Genomic DNA, 24,382 nt, shown 5'->3' on the forward strand with positions numbered 1-24,382 from the left:
GACCGCCCCGTAAATCGCTGCGGCGTCAGTGCCAGCCGGCATCGACGATGTAGTGCTGGCCGCTGCAGCCCCGCGCCTCGTCGGAGGCGAGGAACAGCACCGGCCGGGCGATGTCGATCGGGTAGAGCTTGTATTTCAGGCACTGGGCCTTCATCAGGTCGGCCTCGGCCTCCGGGGTGAGCCAGTTGTCGAGCTGGCGCTGGGTCATGATCCAGCCCGGCACGACGCAGACCACCCGGATGTCGTCCGGCCCGAGGTCGCGGGCCAGCGAGCGGGTGAGGCCGAGCACGGCGGATTTGGCCGTGGTGTAGCCGGGCATGCCGCCCTGGCCGACCATCCAGGAGATCGAGCCGAGATTGACGATGGCGCCGCCGCCGGCCGCCTTCATGCCGGGGGCGACGGCCTGGGCGGCGAAGAACTGATGCTTCAGGTTCACCGCCAGCCGGTCGTCCCAGTACTCCGGCGTCACGTCCTCCATGGGATGGCGCTGGTCGTTGGCGGCGTTGTTGACCAGCACGGTGATCGGCCCCTGGACGGTCGCCGCCGCGGCGATGGTCTCGCGCAGGCGGTCGATGTCGGTCAGGTCGCATTCGTAGAACGTCACCGCGCCGCCGGCGGCGGACAACTCCTCGGCCAGCGCCTGGGACGCCGCCACGTCGATGTCGAGGAACGCCACCTGGGCGCCCTGGCGGGCGAACTGCCGGACGATCTCGGCGCCGATGCCGGAGCCGCCGCCGGTGACCAGAACGCTCCGGTTCGCCAGGCTCGGATAGGTCGCCACTTGCTCGGTCATCGCGGATCTTCCTTCTGCGTGAGGGCCGGTCCCGGCGGCCGCTCGGGCGGGCCGCCGGGACCGGGCAGGCGTGGAGCGGCCTATTGCGCGAGGCAGCTGTCGGCGGTTTCCGGCGTGCACTCGTCGAGGCCCGTATAGAGCGGGTCCTCGACGCTCTTGCCCTCGATCAGCTCGATCATGACCGTGGGCGCGCGATAGCCCATCTCGAACGGCCGCTGACCGACCTGGACATGGCTGCGGCCGGCCTTGAGCGCGTCCATCTGCGGCGGCAGGGTGTCGCCGGCGATGATGATCAGCTCCTTGCTGTTCAGCTTGTCCATCACCTGGTCGGTGACCTGGGCATAGGCCTGGGGCGCGAACTGGGCCCAGCCGCCGATCAGGATGAAGGCGTCCAGGTCCGGGTTGGCGGTGAAGGTGTCGGCCATCTGCTGGTTGGCGAGGTCGACCTGGTCGTTGGTGAAGACCGGGCAGCCATCGATCTCGGTCCAGCCGCTCTGGCCGGTCAGCCGGTCGGTGCCCTTGGCGCCGGCGATGGTGTCGCGGAAGCCGGCGGCGCGGGCGTTGATGTTGTCGGCCGCGACGTTGCCGAGCTGCAGGCAGACCGTGCCGCCCGACGGCTTCAGCCTGGCCGCGTGCTCGGCCATCTTCACGCCCATCAGGTAGTTGTCGGTGCCGAGATAGGTCACCCGCAACCCGCGGTCGGCCTCGATGAAGTCGGCGTCGATGGTCATGACCGGGATCTCGGGCGCGCGGCGCTTGATCAGGTTGCCCATGGCCGGCGCGTTGGACGGCGAGATGGCGATCGCCGCCACGCCGCGGGTCAGCAGATCGTCGACGATCTGCACCTCGCCGGCCTCGTCGGCGCTGGAGGCGGGGCCGGTATAGAGGCAGGTGTAATCGGAGACCGGGTTCTCCTTCTGCCATTTCTGGCAGCCCAGATTGATCTGCTCGAAGAAGGGGTTGTCGAGACCCTTCACGACGATCGCCAGGGTCTTCTTCTCCGCCGCGTTGCCCGTACCCGCCACCAGAGCGAGCATGAGAGCCACGGCGCCAAGGCCTGTTAAGCGTTTCATGATGGTATCCTCCCGTCCGTCGGTTTGCTCCACCGGTTTTGGCGGTTCCGCGGATTAATTAGTTAATAAGAAAAATTATTTGTCGGCATGGGGCATGAGTCAAGCAAGATTGCTACCTCAGTGGCGGCGATGTTGGTTGCTTGGGTCTAAATAAATTGATAATTTGAAAAAAAAATAGGATGCCGGTGTCGATGTCCGGCCCGCCGAGGGAGAAAGCAATGCCCATCGCACAGCAGGACCGCGCGCCGTGGAGCGTCGGCTTTGTTCAGGTTGTGGTTGATATTCCCGTCGCATGCGGAGGCGGACGCCGTGGCGGGTGAGACGGCGGCGCCGGGCCCCGGCGATGCGCTGAAGTCGGCGATCGGCCATCGTCAGGATGCGACCTGGCTGCGCTGGATGGTCGGGCAGCAGACCTTCTGGATCTTCCTGGCGGCGATGATCGCCTGCCTGGTGCTGTCGACCGTCACCGATACCTTCGCGACCGAGCGCAACCTGTTCAACGTGACCCGCAACTTCGCCTTCGTCGGCATCGTGGCGCTGGGCATGACGGCGGTGATCGCGTCCGGCGGCATCGACCTGTCGGTCGGCTCGACCCTGGTGCTGGCGGGCATCGTGGTCGGCGGAGCGATGGAGGCGGGGCAGCTGCTGATCGTCGCCATGCCCCTGGCGATCTTCGCCGCGCTGTGTGTCGGGCTGCTGAACGGCGTGCTGATCGCCTATGTGGGCATGCCGCCCTTCGTGGTGACCCTGGGCACCCTGGCGCTGGCCCGCAGCCTCGCCATGGTGCTGTCCAACAACAAGATGATCTACCAGTTCGGCCCGGATCAGGACCTGCTGCTGGAGCTCGGCGGCGGGACGCTGTTCGGGATCGCCAATCCGGTGCTCATCCTGGTGCTGCTGGCGCTGGTGATCGGCGTCGCCTTCCGCTGGACCCGCTGGGGTCGCCACCTCTTCGCCATCGGCGGCAACGAGGAGGCGGCGACCATGACCGGCGTGCCGGTGCGGCTGATGAAGCTGTCGGTCTATCTGGTCTCCGCCTTCTGCGCCGGGCTGACCGGCGTGCTGGAGGTCGGCTGGCTCGGCGGGGTGACCACAAATCTGGGCCAGGGCATGGAGCTGACGGTGATCGCCGCGGCGGTGATCGGCGGCGCCAACCTCGCCGGCGGGTCGGGCACGGCGTTCGGGGCGGTGATCGGCGCAGCGCTGATCGAGGTGATCCGCAACAGCTTGATCCTGCTCGGCATCAGCACCTTCTGGCAGGGCAGTTTCGTCGGCACCTTCATCATCGTCGCCGTCGCCATCGACCGGCTGCGTACGGTGCAGAAGTCGGATTAGCGCCCGAACCTCACCGAATGACCCAGATCGGCGGCTCGTCGGCCAGGCCGGGGTCGAGATGGGCGTGCATGCAGATGTTGTTGCCCCGACAGGGCGGCACCTCGGTCAGGTGGACGCAGGGCGAGCAGGCGAGGCGGCTGTAATGCACCTCGTCCGTACTGCCCGCCGGCAGCGGCAGCAGCAGCGTCTGCGGATCGGTCGGTCCCCAGAACGAGACGGTCTCCACCCCGATCAGCCGGGCGATGTGCAGCAGCCCGCTGTCGATCGAGTACAACCGGTCCATCGTGTCCAGCAGGGTGATGAAACGGTCGGCCGCCGGCCGGTCCTGCTTGCCGCCGAACAGATGCACGGTGACCTTCGCATCCCCCAGCCGCTGCGAGAGGATCCGCGCCCACTCTTCGGCGCTCAGCATCCGCTCCACACTCAGATCCGAGCAGAAGCAGCCGAGGCCGATCCGGGTGGCCGGGTTCTGCGGGCTGCGCGCGGCGGGCAGGCCGTTGGCCGCGCGGTAGGCGGCCCTGACCTCCGCGATCGGCGCGATGGTGCCGCCCAGCGCCCGGGCGATCTGCTCGTAGTGCACATGGCTGGCGCTGGCCCGGTTGTAGAAGAACAGATGGGTCGCCACGCCCCGGCGCCAGAAGGCGGTGTCGAGGTAGAAGCCGATCCGGTTGCGCGCGCAGGTCAGGCAGCCGAACACCGTGCTGAGCCGGCTGTGCACCTCCAGGTCGATGACGGTGTCGACCCGCCAGCAGTGTCGCAGCGCCCGCAACCCGGACACGATCAGGGAACGCACCCCGGAATCCTCGACGACGATGTAGTCGTCGAACACGCCCAGTGTCTCGGCGAAGGCGCGGGTGCCCCGGGTGCACAGCAGGCTGAGGCGCCGTGCCGGGTGCGCCCGCCGCAGGGCCAGCAGGGCCGGCATCGCCAGGACCAGGCTGCCGCCACCCAGCAGCTTGATCACCACGATATCGCCGCGCACCTCCAGCGCGTGGTCGCGGCGCAGCAGGAAGCCGAGAGCCAGGGCCATCGGCTTGAGCAGCGCGATCAGCAGGCTGCCGAGCTTGTCGTCGACCCATTGCTTGGCGCGCAAACTCTTCATGCCGACCTCTTCATAGCGGGCGCTCCTCGTCGGGCGGCGGGGACCCTGTGCTGCGGAACAGGGTGGCGGGGTCGGTGCGGTCGAGCAGCAGGGCGATGCCGCCGAGCAGGCCGCCGAACAGGGTCACCCCACCCCAGAGCAGGGAGATGGCGACGGCCGCACTGGGATTGACATCCAGGAAGCCCAGGGCGGTGACCATCAGCCCCTCGCGCAGGCCCCAGCCGGCGATGGAGATCGGCACTGCCAGAAGCAGCATGACCGGCAGGATAAGTGCGAACAGACGCAGCGGATCGAGAGCGACGCCCATGGACAGGGCGATCAGCCAGACGGTGGCCACATGGCTGGTCAGGATCAGCACGCTGCACAGCGACAGCACCGCGGTGGTCGAGCCCCGGCGCCACAGGATCGCGCTCTGTCCGGCGGCGGCCAAAAGCGGGCGCAGGATCCGGCGCTCGGGCAGGCGGGCGACCAGCCTGCCCATCACCACGGGGGCCAGCGGCAGGACCACCGCCACGGCGGCGGCGCCCAGCAGGACCAGCACCGTCAGGCTGGTCCGCGCGACGGCGTTGTCGATGATCGGCGTCAGCACCGGCAGCAGCGGCACCGACAGCACCAGGATCATGAAGATCGCCGCCGCCCTGTCGACGGCGACGGCGCCGAAGGCCCGGCTCCAGCCGATGCCGGTGCGCGCCGACAGCCAGACCCGCACCCCGTCGCCGCCGATGGTCGACGGCAGAACCTGATTGAACAGCAGCCCGATCATCAGGAAGGAGAAGGCGTCGCGGAACGGCATCGCCACGCCGTCCTTGGCCAGGATCATCCGCCAGCGCCAGGCGCCGATCGGGAACTGGGCGCATTGGGCCAGCACGGCGGAGACGCCGAGGACCGGGTCGATCCGGGCGAGCTGGGCCAGCACCGCCTCGCGGTCGACCAGGGAGAACACCCAGGCGAGCAGACCCAGGGTGACGCAGATCTTCAGCCCTGTCTTCAGGTACCCGGCCATCACGGAACCTTCCGCGACCACGCGGCCCCGTCGGACACCGAACAGGCCGGCGGCAGGGACAGGGTGAACCGGCCCGTCCTCGCCGCCGGGGTGAGGGCCTGGGACGGCCAGATGTCGAGGGGCAGGAGGGCCAAACCGGTGCTCGGGCTGAAGATGAAGGACGGGGTCTGCGCGCCCGCCGCCCAGGTGATTGTCGCCGGGTCGGCCTCACCCATACAGCTCAGCGTCAGCCCAAGGAAGTCGATTGCCCCGGGCCTCTCCAGCGCGACCGCCACGGAACGGCCGTCGTTCAAGGATATCGTCGCGGCAAGCGGTTCAAGGTCGTCGGCGATGGTGTCGGCGGACGCTCCCCAGGCGGTCGGCAGGCGGTCCAGCTTGGGCCGTCCCCAGATGCCGTCGAGCCGGGCGATGCCCTCGGCCACGGGCAGGGTCGGGGAGGGCGCGCGGCCGGGGGCGATCAGGGCGGTCAGCGTGCCGTCGGTCCAGACGTCGTAGCGGCCGGCCGCCAGTTCGTCCATCAGCGTGCGGTACAGCAGCGGCGTGCGCAGCGGCGGCGGGAAGGGCTGGCCCGAGGTGTATCCGGCATCGACCAGCACCAGCGGCGGCGGGTCGGCGCGCAGGCGGGCGATGGAGCGGGTCTGCATGCCCCGGGTCGCCATGGTCGCCACCGCCCCGCTCTCCACCGGCACCGGGCGGCGCAGGTAGAAGTAGTTGGCGTTGCGCTCGGTCAGGTCGAGATAGGTCTCGTTCTCCCTCAGCACGCTGTCGATCAGATCGTGCACCGGCTTCACCAGCACGATCAGGCTGGGCGACATCAGCCCGGTGCCCAGCGCCGGAATGCCCTCCGCCGCCCCGTCGATCCACTGGCGGGCGGCGTCCTCCCGGTCGCGGGACTGGTGCAGATGGGCCAGCGTCTGCGGATCGAGAACGGCGCGGAACGCCGGGCTGAGCAGGCCGATGGGCACCAGGGCGAGCCACAGGGCGGGCAGCAGATGCCGGGGCGCGCGCAGGGCGACGACCATCGGCAGCAGGATCGCCAGCGCGAACACCGTCTGCGCCCCGGTGCGCGACGGCCCGCCGAGATCGATGCGGCCGAGCGTGTGGCCGATGGTGCCGAGCAGGTAGACCAGCACCGCGACGCCCATAAAGATCCAGGCTCCGCGCATCTCGCGTCGGGCCGCGGCCAGGACCAGGGCGCCGAGCAGGCCGGCGGCGACCGGTATCCAGAGCGCGCGCAAAACCTCCCACGCCACCGGGCCGAGCGGCATGTCTCGGGTGAAGGACGCCGTCCAGGGCAGGCCGTGCACCGCCTCGTAAAGGGCGCGGTTCTCCAGGATGAAGCGGATCTGCGCCCGGAGGACCGGCCCCGGACCTTGTCCGAACAGGCCGAGCACTCCGACCAGGGCGAAGACGGCGAGGGCGACCGCCACCGCCACGATCAGGGGGCGGCGCTGCCCCTGCCAGGCGCGCCACAGCATCCGGACGATGACCGGCAGCAGGGCCACGGAAGCGATCGCCCCCTGGCCCGGCGCCAGACCGACCAGGGCGATGCAGACCGCCAGCGCGGCGCAGAGCCAGGCCACCGGATGGCGGGCCTCGGTCCGGGCGATGAACCAGCCGAAAGCGGCCGCGACCAGCAGCAGGATCGGCGTGCGGCCGCTGAACGGCAGCAGGACCAGGGCGAGCAGGGCGGCCGGCCCGCCGAGCAACCGGCCCAGCACCAGGGCGGCCACCGTCAGGCAGGCGCCGCGCACCAGAAGCTGGCCCTGCTGCAGCCCGACCATGGTGCCGTCGCCGACCAGCGCCGCCACGGCGCCGACTGCCAAGTTGATCAGGCCGTGGGAGGGAGCGCTGTCGACATAGGGGATCACCCCGTGGCGCCAGAACTGGTCCCAGGGGATCAGCCATTCGCCGTGGTGATAGAGGTCCAGCGGGTTGTCCATCGCATAGGCGATGGCCCCGCCGTCGCCGAGCTTGAGGGCGATCAGCGCACCGGCGACGGCCCAGGGGGACAGGGTCGGCCGGCCGGGTGTGCGGGAGCCGAGCAGGATGCCGACCGCCGCGCCGACCGACAGCAGCGCCAGCAGGATCGGCAGCGCCGGACCGCTCAGCCCCCCCTGGCGCAGCAGCGCGCCGTCCACCTCGGCCGGCGGCAGCAGCAGGCACAGGAACCCGGCCGCCAGGCCGAGCTGCGCCGCCAGGGTCAGCCGGGCGAGCCAGGTGCCCCGCGCCGTCTGCGGCAGCGTGAAGGAGAACAGGCAGAGCGCCGTCAGCAGGACCGGAAACCACGCCAGATGCCAGGCGCTCCATCCGGACAGTATCGCGAACAGGTCCAGATCCAGGCGTCCGAGACCGGTCAGCACGGCGATGCCCGACACCGTCGCGAGCACCGGGACCAAAAGCCCCCAGCGGGCGTCGCGCACCCATGCGGCGTCCGTCCGCCGGGCAAGCACGGCACTCGCGGCCGTCAGCGCGATCAGCCCGGCGGAGACGAACAGCCAGATCGTGTCACCCATCGCCCCGGCGACGGGGGCGGGCGGGGCGATGACGCGGGTCGTCAGCCAGTAGACCGCCGGCATCAGCGCCGGCCAGAGCACCTTGTGAAGCTCGGGCTGGACCCGATGGCGCAGCGTCTCCAGCCCGGCGAAGGCGAGGCCGGCGACCAGCATCAGGGTCCAGACGAACCGGCTCTCCAGCGCCTTGCCGAGTCCGAGCAGGCTCATCTCGCCGGCGACGAAGCTAGGATGATGGGCGGGTGCGACCGGTCCGGCGACCGCGACCGCCGCGATCGCCGCCGCCCCGCCCAGAACCAGCCCAGCGATCAGCGACCCGGAAAGGGCGCTGACCGACGGCGTTCCGGCGTTGGCATCAGGCATCGTGCAGGGTCTTCTCCGGTCCCGGGCGGCGCTTGATAGCGTACAGGTGTCAGGCATTTCCAGGGGATACTGATTTCCGGGCGGGCCGCGCCGGGCTGTCCCAGGCCGGTGCGCAACTGTCGCCGCCGATCCGCGTTCCCTCATCTAGGGGCCTTCACCTAGGGGGATGCCGGATACCGTTTTGGAGGACAGCACATGCCGAGTAAGAAACCCGGGCCCAGCGTGAAGGACAAGGAGACCTACGAGGCCCTGCGCGAGGATGGCGCCAGCAAGGAGAAGGCGGCCCGCATCGCCAACGCCCAGGGCGCATCGAAGAAGGGCGACAAGTCGGAGCCTTATGAGGAATGGCGCAAGGACGAGCTCTACGACCGCGCCAGGGAGATCGGCATCGCGGGCCGGTCGGACATGACCAAGCCGCAACTGATCGAGGCCCTGCGCAGCCATTGACCCTGTCGGGTGCCGGATTGGCCGGCGGTCGTCTTGGACGGAATGCTGTACATTTGCCGCGCTGCGGCATATGGTGCGCGCCGCTTTGACACGACTCCTGCGCCCGGAGCGCAGGACTGCCGATCCCGCCTGGAGAGATCCATTTCCCGACCGGCCGATCGCAGGCACCCGAAAGACACGAAATGACGGAAATCGAAGGCGTTGTACCGGCGCTTGCCCAGGCTTTGGCGAAGCGCGGATACGAGACGCTGACCCCCGTGCAGCAGGCGGTTCTGGGCGCGGAGATGGACGGCGCCGACGCGCTGGTCTCCGCCCAGACCGGCTCGGGCAAGACCGTGGCCTTCGGCCTCGCCATGGCGCCGACCCTACTGGAGGGTGCCGAGCGGCTAGAGCGCGCCGACCTGCCGCTCGCCCTGGCGGTCGCGCCGACGCGCGAACTCGCCCTTCAGGTCAAGCGCGAGCTGGACTGGCTCTACGAATTCGCCGGGGCCAAAGTCGCCTCCTGCGTCGGCGGCATGGACATGCGCACCGAGCGCGCGGCGCTGGAGCGCGGCGCCCATATCGTCGTCGGCACGCCGGGCCGTCTGCGCGACCATATCGAGCGCGGCTCGCTCGACATGACGGCGATGAAGGTCGTGGTGCTGGACGAGGCGGACGAGATGCTCGATCTCGGCTTCCGCGAGGATCTGGAATTCATCCTGCAGTCGGCGCCGCAGACCCGGCGCACGCTGATGTTCTCGGCCACGGTGCCGCCGACCATCGCGTCGATGGCCAAGCGCTACCAGCGTGACGCGGTGCGGCTGACCACGGCGAGCGAGAGCCGCCAGCACGGCGATATCGAGTACCGAGCCCTGACCTGCGCACCGACCGACCGCGAGAACGCGATCATCAACGTGCTGCGCCACGCCAACCCGAAATCGGCCATCGTGTTCTGCGGCACCCGGGCGACCGTGAACCATCTGACCAGCCGCTTCACCAACCGCGGCCTGTCGGTCGTGGCGCTGTCCGGCGAGCTGAACCAGGGTGCGAGGACCCACGCGCTGCAGGCGCTGCGCGACGGCCGGGCGTCGGTCTGTATCGCCACCGACGTGGCGGCGCGTGGCATCGACCTGCCGAACCTGGAACTGGTGATCCACGCCGACCTGCCGAAGAACCCGGAATCCCTGCTCCACCGCAGCGGCCGCACCGGCCGGGCCGGGCGCAAGGGCATCTCCGCGCTGATCGTGCCCTATCCCCGCCGCCGCCATACCGAGCGGCTGCTGGCCAACGCCAACATCAAGGCGACCTGGGGCAAGCCGCCCTCGGCCGACGAGGTCCTGGCGCTCGACCGCCAGCGGATCCTGGACGATTCCGACCTCACGGGGGAGACCACGCCGGAGGAGCAGGCCTTCGCCGCCGATCTGCTGGCGAAATACGACGCCCAGGCGGTCGCCGTCGCCTTCCTGCGCAAGCACATGGCCGGTCTGACCGCGCCGGAGGAACTGCTGGACGGCCCCGCCGCCGGCGAGCGCCACGAGCGCCCGGAACGGGGGCGGCGCGACGATCGGGGTGACCGTCCCGATCGTGGACCGCGCAAGGAACGTGACCGTCCGGAACGCGACCGGGGCGAGCGCGGGGGCAAACGTCCCGGCGATTTCGGGGGCGGCACCTGGATCCGCCTGTCGGTCGGCCGTCATCATAGTGCCGAGGCGCGCTGGCTGCTGCCGATGCTGTGCCGCGCCGGCAACCTGACCAAGAACCACGTGGGCGCCATCCGCATCCACGACAACGAGACCCATGTGGAACTGCATCCGGAGGCGGCGAGCGCCTTCCTGGAAGCCGTGGGCCCGAGTCGCAAGATCGAGAAGAGCATCACCGTCGACAAGATCGAGGGGATGCCGGTCGAACCTGCCGCCGTCCCGCGCAAGGAGCGGGTCGAGCGCGCCCCGCGCAAGCCGAAGCCCGAGGATGCGTCGAAGCCCGAGGGTAAGCCGAAGCCGCAGGGCACCCTGCGTGCTGCGGCGCCCAAGCCGCAGACTGTCTCTGCCCCGGCACCGGGGCCAACCCCCGAACCCACCGCTGCCGCCGCCCCGGTCGAGGCGCCGCGCGCCGAGAGCCCGTTCCCGGATCGATCCTTCAAGGAGAAGCGCCGGCGGGCGGCCCCGACCTTCAAGCGCGAGACGGTCAACCCGGCGGAACGGCCGCTGAAGCGCCGCCGCGACCGCGACCAGGCACCGGCGGGACAGCCCGTCTCCGGCCCGGTGGACGCGACCCCGATCGCCACGGCGGAAGACCGCGGCCCGGCGCCGAAGAAAGCCTGGAAGGGCAAGGACGGCCCCAACAAGGACGGTCCGAACAAGGGCGGCCCCGCCAAAGAGGGCAAGAAATTCGGCGCCAAGAAATTCGGCAAACCGCACCCGGCGAAGACCCGGCTCGGCCTGGACAAGCCGAAGAAGGCCCCGCACCGCAAGGGCTAGGAATCCCGGACGCCGCCCGGGCGTCCCAAGCCGGCGATTGCCGGGCGGGCTCAGACGGCATCTTGCCGGGGCCCCGCTAGCCGCTCCATGATCAGGCCTCATCTCCGAAGACGAGGCTCCCGACGTGACCGTATCCGACCCCTGCCGCCTGACCGCCGGCGAGGCCGCCGCCGCCATGGCGGACGGTTCCCTGACGGCCGTCGATCTCCTGACCGGCCTGCTCGCCCGCATCGACGCCCGAGATCCCGCCGTGCGCGCCTGGCTGCATGTCGACCGCGCGGGCGCGATGGCCGAGGCGAAGCGGCTGGACGCGGAGCGCGCGGCCGGCAAGGTCCGCGGCCCGCTGCACGGCATTCCCATCGCGCTGAAGGACGTCATCGACGTCGCCGGCATGCCCGGCACCCATAACTCGCCGCTGCATGACGGCCGGGTGCCGGTGGACGATGCCGGCTGCGTTGCCCTGATGCGTGCGGCCGGCGCTATTCCGCTCGGCAAGCTCGACACGGTGGAGTTCGCCGCGCTGGGACGCCTGCCGAAGACGGTGAACCCGCACCGGCTGACCCATACCGCCGGCGGCTCCTCCAGCGGTTCGGGGGCGGCGGTCGGCGATCTGCACGTGCCGATCAGCTTCGGGACCCAGACGGGCGGCTCGGTCATGCGCCCGGCCTCCTATTGCGGCACCTACGCCATGAAGCCGACCTGGGGGGTGGTCAGCCGGGAAGGGGCGAAACTGTTCGCCGCCAGCCTCGACACCATCGGCTGGTATGCGCGCTCGGTTGAGGATCTGCGGCTGGTGGCGGCGGCGAGCGGCATCGCCGAACAGGCGGGCACGGCGCGTACCGTGGCGTCCCTGCGCATCGCCCTGTGCCTGACTCCCTATGCCGACAAGGCCCGCGACGGCGCATTGGACGTCCTGACCCGGGCGGCCGAGGCGCTGACGGCAGCGGGCGCGACGGTGGAACGGGTCGAACTTCCCGCGTCCTTCGCCGAGATCGACGACGCCAAGGACACGATCATGCGCGGCGAAGGGCGGGCGGCCTTCTTGCCGGCGCTGCTGACCCGGGGCGAGGACCTGCACGACACCCTGCGCGGCATCGCCGAGTACCGCACCGGCATCACCCCGATGAGCCTGAAGGCGGCCCAGGACCACGCCGCCCATCTGCGGATGGCGTATGAGGGGCATTACCGAGGCTTCGACGCGGTGCTGACCTTCGGGGCGACCGGCGAGGCGGATGCGGGGCTGGAGAGCACCGGCAATTCGGTCTTCAATTCGCTGTGGACGCTGCTGCACCTGCCGGTGATCGGCGTGCCGGCGGGGGACGGGCCGACCGGGTTGCCGATCGGCGTCCAGTTCGTCGGCTTCCGCCACGGCGACGACGCCCTGCTGGACGTGGCGGCGGCGGCGGCGCCGGTGGTCGATCCGTGGCACGGCAAGGCGCGCGTCCCGGCGGGGTGAGGCCACTCCCTCTTCTAATCACTCCCCGGACTTGTTCCGGGGCCTACGGCGGGGCCGCCTTTGTCGCCTGGAGATTACGCTTCGGCGATCGAAGTCACGGACGCGTGGGCCCCGGAACGGGTCCGGGGAGTGAAAAAGAAATGGTTTTGAGGAGAGGAGGAGCCGCGCTCGGCTCCTCCGCCTATCGTCTCAGGAGCCGGGGATCGTGCCTTCCGGCAGGCCCGCGCAGTATTTCGCGATCTCGCCCGGCGTGGTCACCCAGATGTCGTCGCGGTGCTTCAGGATGTGTTCCATCGCCCGGCGCAGGGCGCGCAGGCGGAACGGCTGGCCGACCACGAACGGGTGCAGCACGGCGGTATACACCAGCGGCCGCTTCCTCGACTGCAGCAGCATCTCGTCGAACTGGTCGATCATCATCCGCTCGAATTCCTCACCGGAATGCTGGCGGAACACCATGGCCGGGCTGTCGTTCAGCTCGATGGAGTAGGGGACCGACAGGATACGGCCCTTGCGGGTGCGCATCCAGAACGGCTGGTCGTCGGCCGGCCAGTCCATCACGTAGTCGTAGCCGGCCTCGTCCAGCAGATCGAGGGTCACCGGCGTCTGCGCGAGATAGGGGCCGAGCCAGCCCTTCGGCCGGGTGCCGAAGTATTCCGCCAGCGTGTCGGTGGTCTCCTTGATCAGTGCCGCCTCGCCGGCCTCGTCGAGCACGTCCTGGCGCTCGGCATTGGTGCGGCCGTGGCCGACCACCTCGTCGCCGCGCTGCTTGATCTTCTCGCCGATCTGCGGGCAATGCTCCATCAGCAGCGAGTTCAGGTTGTGCGAGGCGGGAACACCGAATTCCTCGAACAGGTCGAACATGTACCACTGGCCGACCCGGTTGCCGTAGTCGCGCCAGGCGAAGTTGCGCGTGGTCTGCGGCGCGCCGATCACCGTGCTGTCCGTGCCCAGCCCGTCGAGGAACGAGAACACCTCGATGTTGTTGCAGAAGCACACCGCCAGGCGCTTTCCGCCGGGCCAGTCATAGACCGGGCGGTCGTCCAGGGGGATGTAGTCGTAACGGTCGTGAACGGCGAGTTTCATGGCGTATAACCGGCGTTGGAGGGTTGCGGAATGTTGACAAGTGAGGCCAACGGATCGTCAACTGTCGACACTTTAGCAGGCCGATAAGCAGGATGGGGAGGGTGCGATGAACCCGTGGTCGCAGACAATCACCGAAGACGAGCAGAAGCGCTACGACGCGGCCGGTTTCGGCCGGTCCAGCGGTATCGGCAAGCGGCCCGCCCTGCTGATCATCGACGTCCAGTACCGCACCGTCGGCACCGAGCGCCGGCCCTACTGGGACGCCATCAAGGAATACCCGACCGCCTGCGGCGATGTCGGCTGGGAGGCGGTCGACAACATCGTCCCGCTGCTGGCCGAGTTCCGCCGCCAGAACCTGCCGGTGCTGTATCCCCATGTGGCGCCGAAGAACGCCGACACCGATGCCGGCCGGCTGGCCGAGAAGGTGCCGGCAATCATGACCGTGAACGCCAAGGGCTACGAGTTCGTGGCCGAGGTCGCCCCGGTGAAGGGCGACGTGCTGCTGCCGAAGAAGCACCCGAGCGCCTTCTTCGGAACGCCGCTGGTCAGCCACCTGATCGATCTCGGCGTCGATACCCTGTTCGTCACCGGCTGCACCACCAGCGGCTGCGTGCGCTCCTCGGTGACCGACGGCTTCGCCTATAACTTCAAATGCGTGGTGCCGCAGGAATGCGTCTACGACCGCAGCCCGACCAGCCACGCGGTCAACCTGTTCGACATGAACGCCAAATACGCCGACGTCATGCCCACATCCGACGCGCTCGCCCTGCTCAAGGGGCTGGACACCGGCGTCGACCGCGCAGCCGGGGAGTGAGGACGACACGATGATCGACGGTTCCCCCCAGCCGACCGACTCCGCAAGCCGCATCGTTGCCGGCATCGAGACGCTGACCCGCTGGGCGGCGGCTCTGCGCTTCGAGGATATTCCCGAGCCGATCCGCGTCCGCGCCGCCACGGTGCTGGTCGACGACCTCGCCGCCATCGTCGCCGCGCGCGACGAGCCGGAACTGATCGGCCTGACGGCAGGCATGGCGAAATCGTCTGGGGCGGCCGAGGCGACCGTGTTCGACGGCAAGGGCACCCGGCTGGACCGCTACTCGGCCGCCACCGTCAACGGCAGTGCCGCCGACTGGTGCGAGCTGGACGAGGGCTACCGGCGGGTGATCTGCCATGCCGGCCTGTATTGCGTGCCGGCGCTGCTGGCCGAGGCCGAGGCGAGCGGGGCGACGGCCCGCGACCTGCTGCGGGCGCTGACGGTGGGCTACGAGATCGCCGGGCGTGTGGCCCGGGCCTTCGGCTGGGCCACCCTGACCCTGCATCCCCATGGCAGCCTCGCCGCCGTGGGCGCCGCCGCCTCCGTCTCGGCCCTGCGGGGCCTGTCGGCGCAGGAGATGGCCAAGGCGATCTCCACCGCCTGTACCCTGGTGGTGCCCGGCCCGTTCAACCACACGGTGGAAGGCGCCTTGGTGCGCAACGTCTGGCCGGGCGTGGGCGCGTGGAGCGGGCTGCGGGCGGTCGACTGGACCCTGTGCGGCATCACCGGCCGGCCGGAAAGCCTGCACGACGTCTATGCCAGCGCCTTCAACGGCGAGCCGCATCCGGAGGAACTGACCGACGGGCTCGGCGAGGACTGGGCGCTGTCCGACGGCTATCACAAGCTGCACGCCTGCTGCCAATACGCCCACTCGGCGGTGGAGGCGAGCCTGGCACTCTGCGCCAAGGTCGACGCGTCGACGATCCGCGAGATCCATATCGACACCCATTGGAAGGGCCGGCATCTGGACAATGCCCAGCCGGCGACGACGCTGGCGGCGAAGTTCTCCATGCAGCACATCCTGGCGGCGACCGCCCAGTTCGGCCATGCCGGGGCGGAGGCGTTCCATGCCTCCACCCTGACCGCGCCGGAGCTGGCGGCGATGCGCGAGAAGGTCACCATCGGCGCCTACGAGCCGGAACCGGCATGGCCGAACGACCGGCCGGCCCGGGTGACCTGGGTGCTGTCCGACGGCGCGCGCGTCACCGAGGAATGCCTGAGCGCTCGGGGCGGCCCCGACCGGCCGCTCGACCCATCGGAGGTTCGGGCCAAGATCCGCGGCATCGTCGACGCGCCGTACCCGGCCATGGGCGCGGTGCTCGAGCGGCTGCTGGATCTCGACCCGGCCGGCCTCGACCGGTCCTGGGCCGACACCGTGGTTGAGATGACGGCCTGACCGATGAGCGAGGTGGATACCGACCTGCTGGTCATCGGTGCCGGTGCCTGCGGGTTTGCCGGGGCAATCGCCGCCCATGACCAGGGGATCTCCGTCGCCATCGTCGAGAAGCTGGCCCGTCCCGGCGGCAATTCCGCGCTCAGCACCGGCTCGGTGCCGGGGGCGGGCAGCCGCTTCCAGCGCGACGCGGGGATCGAGGACTCGCCCGAACAACTCGTCGCCGATCTGCTGGCCACCGCCGGGCACCATGACGCAGACGGCCTGACCCGACGGATGGCGGAACAGTCGGCACCGCTGGTGGAATGGCTGATCGACGATCTCGGCGCCCGCATGGAGCTGGTCACCGCCTACAAGCATGTGGGCCACAGCGTGCCGCGCCTGCATGCGCCCCGCTCAAGGCGCGGACAGGACCTGGTGGACGACCTGCTGGGCTTCGTCTCCGACCGGGGCATTCCCCTGGCGGTGGGCAATCCGGTCGACCGGCTGATCGTCGAGGACGGCGCCGTGAAGGGCGCCATCGTCGCGGGCGAGCCGATCCGCGCGGCCAAGGTGCTGGTGGCGACCAACGGCTTCGCCGGCAACCGGGAGATGGTCGCCCGCTGGTGTCCGGAGATCGCGCCGGCCGAGTATTTCGGCGCGCTCGGCAGCACCGGCGAGGCGGCGGCCTGGGGCGAGGAGCTTGGGGCCGCGCTGGGCAATATGGGCGCCTATCAGGGCTATGCCGCCGTCGCCTATCCCCAGGGCAGCCTGCTGTCCTGGACCACGATCGAAAAGGGCGGGATCCTGGTCTCCGCCAACGGCAAACGCTTCGGCAACGAGGATGCCGGCTATTCCGGCTTCGCGCCCAACGTGATGGGGCAGGGCGAGATGGCCTATGCCGTCTACGACCGCCGCATCCACGAGATCGCCGCCCTGGAAGAGGAATACGCCGAGCTGGCCGAAATGGGCGGCGTGCGCTGGGCCGACACGCCGGAAGGCCTGGCGGATCACATGGCGGTCGACGGGGCGGCGCTGGCACAGACCGTGGCCGCCTATAACGCGGCGGCGCGGGGCGCGGCGGTGGACGCCTTCGGGCGCGCCAAGTTCGAGTTGGCGCCGCTGGCCGCACCTTACGCCATCGTGCGGGTGAAGCCGGGCCTGTTCCACACCCAGGGCGGGCTGATGGTCGACGATGACGCCCGCGTGCTGCGCCCGGACGGTAGCGTGGTGGAGAACCTCTTCGCCGGCGGCGGGGCGGCGGCGGGGATCAGCGGGCGGAGCGGCGCGGGCGGCTATGCGTCCGGCAACGGGCTGCTGACGGCGTTGGCGCTCGGCCGCCTGGCGGGGCTGCGGGCGGCGCAGGATCTGCGCGGCTGAGGCTCCTTCCCTTTCCTTCTCTCTGACTCCCCGGATTCATTCCGGGGCCGACCTTTCCGCGTGACGGATCAGGGGCAGGAAATTTCCCGGCGTAGGCCCCGGAATGAATCCGGGGAGTGCGCGATGGGGGAGTGCGTGAAGCAAGACGGCCGCGCCGGTCTCCCGGGGCGGCCGCTGCCGTCCGGATCTGCCGGTCTCGCCTACCGCATCAGCTCCGGCAGGAAGGTCACGATGGCCGGGAAGGCGATCAGCAGGCCCAGGGTGATCACGTCCATCAGCACGAAGGGCATGACGCCGGAGAACACCTCCTCCAGGGTCAGCGGGATCGGCGAGGCGCTGCGCACCACGTAGACGTTCAGGCCCACCGGCGGGGTCATCAGCGAGATCTCCGCCAGCTTGATCGAGATCACGCCCAGCCAGATCGGGTCGAAGCCGACGCCGGTCAGGATCGGGAACATCACCGGCAGGGTCATCACCATGATCGCGATCGGCTCGATCAGCATGCCGAGGATCAGATAGACGACCGCGAAGGCCAGCAGATACAGGTACGGGTTCAGGTCCCAGGACAGCAGGATCGTCGAAATGTCGGCGATCAGCCCGGTATAGGTCAGGAACCGGGCGAACAGGATGCCGCCGATCACGATGATGAAGATCACCGAGGTGGTCACGCCCGCGTCCTTGAAGGTTTCCACCATCGACTTGCCGGTGAACCGGCCCTTGGCGAGCACGATCAGGAAGGCGCCGAAGGCGCCGACCGCGCCGGCATAGGTCGGCACGAAGAAGCCGGTGTAGATGCCGCCGATCACCAGGGTGAACAGGAAGATGATGCCCCACACGCCGTAAAGCGACCTGTAGCGCTCGCGGGCGGGGGGACGGGTGTCCAGGGTTGGTGCCATGTCCGGTCGGCGCAACGCCCAGATATAGATGCCGACCACGAAGACGGCGGCCGACAGAATGCCCGGCACCAGCCCAGCCATCAGAAGCACCGCGATCGACTGCTCGGTGATGACCGCGTAGATCACCATCAGGATGCTCGGCGGGATCAGCGAGGCGAGCGTGCCCGAGGCGGCGATACAGCCTGCACTCAGGCGCTTGTCGTAGCCGAACTTGGTCATCTCCGGCAGGGCCATGCGGGTGAAGACCGCGGCGTTCACCACGGTCGATCCGCAGGCCGCGCCGAAGGCGGCCGAGGCCAGCGTGGTGGCGATGGCGAGACCGCCGCGCAGGTGACCGAGCCAGTTATAGGCCGCCTTGTACAGATCCGTGGTGATGCCGGCGGTCGTCGCCAGCGAGCCCATCAGGATGAACAGCGGAATGACCGCCAGCGTGAACTCGTTGGTGGTGCTGAACGGAATCGTGGCGAGCTGCGCCCAGGCGGCGTCCGGCCCGATCGCCAGATACATGCCCAGGATACCGCCGAGCCCGAGAGCCACGCCGATATGGACGCCGACAGCCAGGAAGAGCAACAGCAGGATGCCGACAATGATGCCTGTCGTGGCGGGATCGAGCATTCGGGGGTCCTCAGTCGGTGCCTTGGGGGCGCGTGGGATCGTAGTCCTCGGCCAGCACGATCTCGCTGCCGTCGATGATCCGGCGGATGTCGGTGATCAGGTCGAGGCACAGCTGCAGGATCAGCATCGCGGTGCCGACCGCCAGGATGATGCGCGCCGGGTACAGCGGGAAGCGGATCAGCCCGACCGTCGCCTCGCCGATCTGCAGGCTGTAGAGCGCCTCGTTATAGGCCTGCCACAGCAGCAGACAGAAGAACACCAGGCCGCAGAGGTCGGCGAAGACGTCCATGCCGGCCCGCACCCGGGGACCCATGTTGGTGTAGATCAGCTCGACCCGGATGTGGCTGCGGCGGATCTGCGCGTAGCACAGGGCGCCGAACACGATCAGCACCATGGTGCTTTCCGTCAGTTCCAGGGCGCCGGGCACCGGCGTGTGGAGGATCTGCGTGCCCACCACCTCGATGGTGCCGAGGAACATCGCCGCCATGGTGCCGACCCCGCCGATCAGCAGGATGGTCAGCGCGAGGCGCCGCAGAATGCCTGAAAATAGAACCATGGTCCCGCCGTGCCGGTATGGATGAAAGGGCTTAACAAAAGGGATCCGTAAAAGATCCCGGCCGCCGAAAGCGGCGGCCGGGGGGGAATGCGTCCGATCAGCGGCCGAGCCAGGCGTGCCACTGGTCGTAGACCTTCTGGGCCTCGTCGCCGAGACCGCGGCCTTCCATGTCCTTGACCCAGTCGCCGAGCAGGTCGGGGGCCATGTCCTTCCACTTGGCGAGCTCGGCATCCGGGAACGGCTTCACCACGCCGCCATTGGCCTGAATGTCCTCGACGGCCTTGCTCTCGAAGGCGTCGATCCAGTCGAGATAGGCCTGCTGGGAGACCTTCGCCTCTTCCATGAAGATCGCCTGGGTCTCCGGGGTCAGCTTGTCCCAGGCGCGCTTGCCAATGGTGATCAGGTGACCGGTGATCGCCATGACCGGACCGCAGCTGAACTTGCCCGGCTCGTAGAAGCGGTTGGTGACGATGTTGCCCGGGTTGATGAAGGAATAGTCCAGCGTGCCGCGCTGCAGGGCCTCGTAGATGTCGCCGACGCCGATCGAGACCGGCACCGCGCCGACCGCGGCGTGCAGCTTCGGAATGTCCGCGCCGAAGCTGCGGATCTTCTTGTCCTTCAGACCGGCGACCGTGTCGCAGTTCTCGTCAGGGCCGGTCAGGTAGTACTGGCCGAGCGGCTGGTGGAACAGGAACTTGACGTTGAACTTGTCGAGCTCCTCGGAGAACGCCGGAATTTCGGCGAAGGAGTTGCGCGACAGGGTCATCGCCTCCGCCGGCGTGTCGAACACGAACGGGATCTGGAACGCGCGGATGAACAGCAGCTGGTCGGCGTAGTAGCCCGGCACGATCGACGCCATGTCGATGGCGCCGCGGCCGGCGAGGGTCATCAGCTCGTTGCCCTTGCCGAGACCGCCGGCATAGGTGATCTCGATCTTCACCTTGCCGTCGGTGCGCTCCGCGATCTTCTTGGCGAAGTTCTGCTCAACTTCGAGGAACGGGCTGTTCGGCAGATAATGGCCCCAGCGCAGCGTGACCTCGTCCTGTGCCACGGCGCTGCCGGCGATGCCGAGCGATGCGGCGACCGCGGCACCCTTGATAAGGTTTCCAATATATTTGTTCATTGAGTTTCTCCGTCTCCCTGTTTCAGCGCCGGTGTGGCGGAATGTCCCCTGGGCCGGCACCGGCTCCGCATCATCTGCGGTCCGGGGCCTCGGGTCGACCAGATATTCCGGCCCCGCCGGCCGGCCGGATGGCCTGTCGGCAGTGCCAGAATAGTCAACTGTTGACATTTTTCCGCCCCGACACCCTTCTGTCAACGCCTCCTCCGCAGGGGTAGTCTAGGAGAAATCGCCGATAGGAGACTAGGGATGGATGACGCGCGTTCGCGCCCGCATTCTTCGGAAACCCATGCCATGGAAGCCAATGCCGTGGAAGCCAACGCCGTAGAGGATTGGCAGCGGATCCTCGGGGTCCTGGCCGACCGGCGGTCGTGCCGCGACTTCGACGGCACGCAGATGGATCGTGAGCTCCTCGCCGAGATCGTGCGCGACGGGATGCAGGCGCCGTCCTCCTGCAACCAGCAGCAATGGCACTTCGTCATCGTCGACGACCGCGACCTGCTGCAGCGGTGCCACGACATCTCCGGCGGCAATCACCATTTCGCCGAATGCTCGGCCCTGATCTACCTGTGCTTCCAGAAGGGCTGGACCCACGGCAATTTCTCCGTCGTCCAGTCGGTGGCCGGTGCCTGCTACCACATGATGCTGAGCGCCCATCTGCGGGGCTACGACACGATCTGGAACGCCGGAATCGGCGACAACAAGGCATTGGCCGAGCTGTTCGGCGTGCCGCCGATCTTCGAGATCACCGGCGCCCTGGCGATCGGCCGGGCCAAGCCGAGCGCGCCGGCGATGAAGGCGCCGCGCCGGCCGTTCGAGGAGGTGCATTCGTGGAACGGTTTCGCCCGCCCGGCCCACACGGTCTATCCGGTGAAGGCGGCCAAGGCCTATCCGTATTTCGAGATCACCAACCCCTCCAACCCCTTCGCCGTGTGGGATCCGCGCGGCTGGTCCTGGGCCCAGCTCGGCGATTTCCGTGGCTATGCCGTCTGGGCCAAGTCACCGCTGGCCGGGGTCTATGTGTCGCGCCGTCAGGGCGAGGCGACGGCGGCCGAACTCGACCTGCTGCCGGATCTGAAGGCGGGGGCGAAGGTGGCCGAGCTGATGCCGTGGGGCGGGACCTACAGTGCGGAGATCCGCCGCCGCCTCGATTCCGGCGTCGACTTCCATCTGGCCGAGCTGGCCCAGGGCAACCTGACCTTCATCCTGGAGCGGCTGAAGCGCGAGGGCTTCGCCCTGGATCACACCTACGGGGACCGGATCGACGGCCCCACGCTGCCCTATGCCGACGGCAGCCTGGACGCGGTGATCCTGCCCCAGGTGCTGGAGCAGATGCCGGAGCCGGAGACGATGCTGGACGAGGTGCGCCGGGTGCTGAAGCCGGGCGGGGCGGTGATCGCCAGCGTGCGGAACCTGGACTCCGACTATGGCGACCACTGGAGCGAGGTCGAATCCCTGGGCTGCATCCCGAACCAGGGCCCGTTCACCCCGCTCTCGGCGGAGACCGTGCGCGGCTGGATGGCCGCCCGGTTCACGCCGGAAGTGGAGCAGGGGATCGGGACGGCGGTGAGCCAGGACGCCACCATCGTCACCGACGACAACCGCACCGGATGCCGGCTCTATGCCGGGCGCTGGCGGGTCGCCTGACGCCTCAAGTGAGGGTGCGGGCCATGAACCGGCCGGTGCCCTCGCTGCCTTCCGTTAGCGCGCCGTCGCGCACCACGAAATTGCCGCGCACGAGTGTGTGCAGCACCTTGCAGGCCATCTCCTGGCCTTCCCAGACCGAGTAGCCGGCATCGCTCTGCAGGCTGGGTTTCTCCACCGTCCACGGCGCCTTCATGTCGAGGATCGCGAAATCCGCGTCGGCCCCCGGCGTGATCCGGCCCTTGCGCGGCGCGAGCCCCATGGCGTCGGCCGGCTGGCAGGTGACCAGCTTGGCGAGTTGCTCCAGCGGGATGCCGCGTTTGACGTGGCCTTCGGTGAAGAACGCCGGCAGGAAGGCGTCGAGCCCCGGGAAGCCGGGCTGGGCCTTCCAGATGCCGCCGTCCTTGCTGGAGACCGGCCGGTGGATGTGATCGGTGCCGAGCGTGTCGATATCGCCGCGCCGGATGCCCTCCCACAGCGCCTCCCGATCGGCTGGGTCGCGCAGCGGCGGGTTCACCTTGGCGACGGCGCCCCAGTGCGTGCTGGTGTCGTGGGTCAGATAGTGGGTGCAGGTCTCGATGGTGAGCTTCGAGCCGGCCTTGCGCTGCTCGATGGCGGCGGCCAGCGCCTCGCCCGAGGACGTGTGCACGGTGTAGACCCGCGCGCCGGTCACCCGGCCGAAATAGGCGGCGCGGCGGATCGCGTCGGCCTCCACGAAGGGCGGGCGGGTCGCGTTCCAGCTTGCCAGGCCGTTCTTGCCTTCGGGGTCCGCGGCCATCACCCGGTCGCGCAGTACCCAGGCCGCCTCGATGTTCTCCGGGTGCGGACACATCATGCCGCCATGCTCGGCCAGTACCTCCAGCAGGCGCAGCATGAAGCCGTCATCGGTGCCGGGCAGGCCGAGCCGCTTGCCCTCGTCGCCGCGGATGTTCATGAACAGTTTTGCCGTGGGAACCCCGAACTCCTTGATGTAGCGCGGCAGTTCGGCGAGCTGGTCGTCGGTGGCGATGACGAAGTGGAAGCCGAAATCGATCCGCGCGCCGGCCTCGGTCACCGACTTGAGCTCCTCGAACTGGGCGGCGTAGGGGTCCGGGCTCATCACATAGGGGATGAAGGACGTCACGCCGCCGACGGCGGCGGCCGCCGTCTCGCTGGCCGCGTCGGAGGGAACCCGCGGCTTGGAGATGTCGCTGCCGTGGCCCAGATGCAGGTGGACGTCACAGGCGCCGGGCAGCACCGTCAGACCGCCGAGCTGAACCGTTTCGGCGGCGTCCGGGCCGCTGCCCGGCTCGGTCACCGCGGCGATGCGCCCGTCGGCGACCAGCACGTCGACGTCGCGGAATCCCTGTCCCGGCAACAGCACCGATCCACCGGCCAGTCTCAGATCCATCTTCGTCATCGTGTCATCTCCATCCTGTGCTGTAGATGCTGTCCCGGCGGGCGTCCGGTGCCGCGCTCGGGCCCGCGCTCTGGGCCGAGGTCGGGGCCGTTCCGCGGTTCGGAATGTTGGCGCCAATAAATGGTGGCGGCGCAAGTCGGCGTGGCAAATTCATCGCCCGAAGGACGGATTTGACACAGATGCGCGGGCATTCCCGCGCTATTGTGATTAGAATGATAAACAACCCGGGCAGGCAAACAGGCCCGGCCATAGGTTGAGGAACCGTAGCTGTGGCGACGATTGAGACGATGCAACCGATCACCTCCACGAACCTGTCGACGCTGGCGTTCGAGCGGCTGGAGCAGGCGATCATGTCCGGCGAACTGAAGCCGGGCGAGCGGCTGTCGGAGGTGACGCTGGCACGGCGCTACGGCATCAGCCGCGGCCCGCTGCGCGAGGCGATCGGCCGGCTGGAGGGCCGTAACCTGGTGGAGCGCCAGGCCAACCAGGGCGCGCGGGTGGTCTCCCTCGACCAGGCCCAGATTCTCGACCTGCTGGTGATCCGCGAGAGCCTTGAGGGCATGGCCTGCCGTCTGGCGGCGACGCGGATGAAGCCGGCGGAACTCAAGCGTCTGCAGCGTATGCTGGACGACCATGCCCATGACGAGCACGTGGTCGCCGGCAAGGGCTACTTCCAGGGCGGCGGCGATCTCGACTTCCATTACCGCATCGTGCGGGCCAGCCGGAACGACCGGCTGATCAAGATGCTTGACGAGGACCTGTACTCGCTGCTGCGCCTGTTCCGCCAGCGGCTGAGCACGGCGCCGGGCCGTCCCGCCCAGGCGCTGGAGGAGCACCGGGCGGTGCTGGCCGCGCTGGAGGCGCGCGATCCCGACGCGGCCGAGGCTGCCATGCGCACCCATATCCGCAACAGCCGCGCCAGCATAAACCATCTGGTGACGGCGGACGTCGCCTGACGACGG

General features: G+C 69.1%; 19 protein-coding genes. 9 read left to right on the forward strand and 10 right to left on the reverse strand.

Annotated features, from left to right (window positions below):
- Window positions 1-25: 25 nt before the first annotated feature.
- Together BLS34_RS20280 and BLS34_RS20285 are read right to left on the reverse strand one after the other, a co-directional pair.
- A complete protein-coding gene (locus tag BLS34_RS20280) occupies window positions 26-793 on the reverse strand; it encodes an SDR family NAD(P)-dependent oxidoreductase (protein WP_028794418.1) in 768 nt (255 codons plus the stop codon).
- Between the two features lie 80 nt (window positions 794-873).
- Window positions 874-1,866: a sugar-binding protein gene (locus BLS34_RS20285; RefSeq protein ID WP_093153319.1), complete on the reverse strand. Its 993-nt coding sequence runs from the start codon at window positions 1,864-1,866 to the stop codon at window positions 874-876.
- A gap of 309 nt (window positions 1,867-2,175) precedes the next feature.
- On the opposite strand from BLS34_RS20285, the gene BLS34_RS20290 reads away from it, so the two are divergent.
- On the forward strand, window positions 2,176-3,201 hold the full coding sequence (locus BLS34_RS20290; RefSeq protein WP_215906175.1) for an ABC transporter permease: 1,026 nt from the start codon (window positions 2,176-2,178) through the stop codon (window positions 3,199-3,201).
- A gap of 10 nt (window positions 3,202-3,211) precedes the next feature.
- Here the strand turns inward: BLS34_RS20290 and BLS34_RS20295 are convergent, their stop codons facing one another.
- The 3 genes from BLS34_RS20295 to BLS34_RS20305 are packed head-to-tail and all read right to left on the reverse strand — an operon-like array spanning window position 3,212 to window position 8,182.
- Window positions 3,212-4,303 (reverse strand): glycosyltransferase family 9 protein, encoded by a 1,092-nt coding sequence (locus BLS34_RS20295; RefSeq protein WP_093153322.1) that lies wholly within the window; start codon window positions 4,301-4,303, stop codon window positions 3,212-3,214.
- A 10-nt stretch (window positions 4,304-4,313) separates the two neighbouring features.
- Entirely contained in the window at window positions 4,314-5,306 is a 993-nt protein-coding gene (locus BLS34_RS20300; protein WP_093153325.1) for a lysylphosphatidylglycerol synthase transmembrane domain-containing protein, read from the reverse strand.
- Window positions 5,306-8,182, reverse strand: coding sequence for a hypothetical protein (locus BLS34_RS20305; RefSeq protein ID WP_093153328.1), 2,877 nt, complete (start codon window positions 8,180-8,182; stop codon window positions 5,306-5,308). Before BLS34_RS20305 ends, BLS34_RS20300 begins: the two co-directional genes overlap by 1 nt.
- A gap of 195 nt (window positions 8,183-8,377) precedes the next feature.
- Between BLS34_RS20305 and BLS34_RS20310 the strand changes: the two genes are divergently transcribed.
- From BLS34_RS20310 to BLS34_RS20320, 3 genes are all read left to right on the forward strand, one after another.
- Entirely contained in the window at window positions 8,378-8,629 is a 252-nt protein-coding gene (locus BLS34_RS20310; RefSeq protein WP_093153331.1) for a DUF7218 family protein, read from the forward strand.
- Window positions 8,630-8,811: 182 nt separating this feature from the next.
- Window positions 8,812-11,085 carry a DEAD/DEAH box helicase gene (locus BLS34_RS20315; protein ID WP_093153334.1) on the forward strand — a complete coding sequence of 758 codons (2,274 nt, stop codon included), beginning with the start codon at window positions 8,812-8,814 and terminating at the stop codon, window positions 11,083-11,085.
- A 124-nt stretch (window positions 11,086-11,209) separates the two neighbouring features.
- Window positions 11,210-12,541, forward strand: a complete 1,332-nt coding sequence (locus BLS34_RS20320) for an amidase (RefSeq protein ID WP_093153337.1) — start codon at window positions 11,210-11,212, stop codon at window positions 12,539-12,541.
- Window positions 12,542-12,730: 189 nt separating this feature from the next.
- On the opposite strand, the gene BLS34_RS20325 is transcribed toward BLS34_RS20320, so the two are convergent.
- Window positions 12,731-13,624 (reverse strand): polysaccharide deacetylase family protein, encoded by an 894-nt coding sequence (locus tag BLS34_RS20325; RefSeq protein ID WP_093153340.1) that lies wholly within the window; start codon window positions 13,622-13,624, stop codon window positions 12,731-12,733.
- 106 nt (window positions 13,625-13,730) lie between these two features.
- Between BLS34_RS20325 and BLS34_RS20330 the strand changes: the two genes are divergently transcribed.
- Genes BLS34_RS20330 through BLS34_RS20340 form a run of 3 tightly spaced genes read left to right on the forward strand, consistent with a single transcriptional unit; the run spans window position 13,731 to window position 17,190 of the window.
- The gene (locus BLS34_RS20330) at window positions 13,731-14,438 is read left to right on the forward strand and encodes an isochorismatase family protein (RefSeq protein ID WP_028794426.1); all 708 of its coding nucleotides are present in this window, start codon (window positions 13,731-13,733) and stop codon (window positions 14,436-14,438) included.
- A 10-nt stretch (window positions 14,439-14,448) separates the two neighbouring features.
- A complete protein-coding gene (locus BLS34_RS20335; RefSeq protein ID WP_093153344.1) occupies window positions 14,449-15,834 on the forward strand; it encodes an MmgE/PrpD family protein in 1,386 nt (461 codons plus the stop codon).
- 3 nt (window positions 15,835-15,837) lie between these two features.
- Window positions 15,838-17,190 (forward strand): FAD-dependent oxidoreductase, encoded by a 1,353-nt coding sequence (locus BLS34_RS20340; protein WP_093153347.1) that lies wholly within the window; start codon window positions 15,838-15,840, stop codon window positions 17,188-17,190.
- A 200-nt stretch (window positions 17,191-17,390) separates the two neighbouring features.
- Here BLS34_RS20340 and BLS34_RS20345 read toward each other — a convergent pair whose 3' ends face one another.
- The 3 genes from BLS34_RS20345 to dctP all read right to left on the reverse strand — a co-directional run bounded on the left by BLS34_RS20345 (window position 17,391) and on the right by dctP (window position 20,380).
- On the reverse strand, window positions 17,391-18,701 hold the full coding sequence (locus BLS34_RS20345) for a TRAP transporter large permease (protein WP_028794427.1): 1,311 nt from the start codon (window positions 18,699-18,701) through the stop codon (window positions 17,391-17,393).
- A gap of 10 nt (window positions 18,702-18,711) precedes the next feature.
- Window positions 18,712-19,257: a TRAP transporter small permease subunit gene (locus BLS34_RS20350; RefSeq protein ID WP_028794428.1), complete on the reverse strand. Its 546-nt coding sequence runs from the start codon at window positions 19,255-19,257 to the stop codon at window positions 18,712-18,714.
- 97 nt (window positions 19,258-19,354) lie between these two features.
- Entirely contained in the window at window positions 19,355-20,380 is a 1,026-nt protein-coding gene (dctP, locus tag BLS34_RS20355; RefSeq protein ID WP_028794429.1) for a TRAP transporter substrate-binding protein DctP, read from the reverse strand.
- A 246-nt stretch (window positions 20,381-20,626) separates the two neighbouring features.
- On the opposite strand from dctP, the gene BLS34_RS20360 reads away from it, so the two are divergent.
- On the forward strand, window positions 20,627-22,024 hold the full coding sequence (locus BLS34_RS20360) for a nitroreductase family protein (protein ID WP_093153350.1): 1,398 nt from the start codon (window positions 20,627-20,629) through the stop codon (window positions 22,022-22,024).
- A gap of 4 nt (window positions 22,025-22,028) precedes the next feature.
- On the opposite strand, the gene BLS34_RS20365 is transcribed toward BLS34_RS20360, so the two are convergent.
- Complete coding sequence (locus BLS34_RS20365; protein ID WP_093153353.1) at window positions 22,029-23,420, reverse strand: dihydroorotase; 1,392 nt, start codon at window positions 23,418-23,420, stop codon at window positions 22,029-22,031.
- A gap of 287 nt (window positions 23,421-23,707) precedes the next feature.
- Between BLS34_RS20365 and BLS34_RS20370 the strand changes: the two genes are divergently transcribed.
- Window positions 23,708-24,376: a GntR family transcriptional regulator gene (locus BLS34_RS20370; protein ID WP_028794432.1), complete on the forward strand. Its 669-nt coding sequence runs from the start codon at window positions 23,708-23,710 to the stop codon at window positions 24,374-24,376.
- The last annotated feature ends 6 nt before the right edge of the window (window positions 24,377-24,382 follow it).

Origin of the sequence: Thalassobaculum litoreum DSM 18839 (assembly GCF_900102465.1) — a bacterium.
Taxonomy (GTDB): Bacteria; Pseudomonadota; Alphaproteobacteria; order Thalassobaculales; family Thalassobaculaceae; genus Thalassobaculum; species Thalassobaculum litoreum.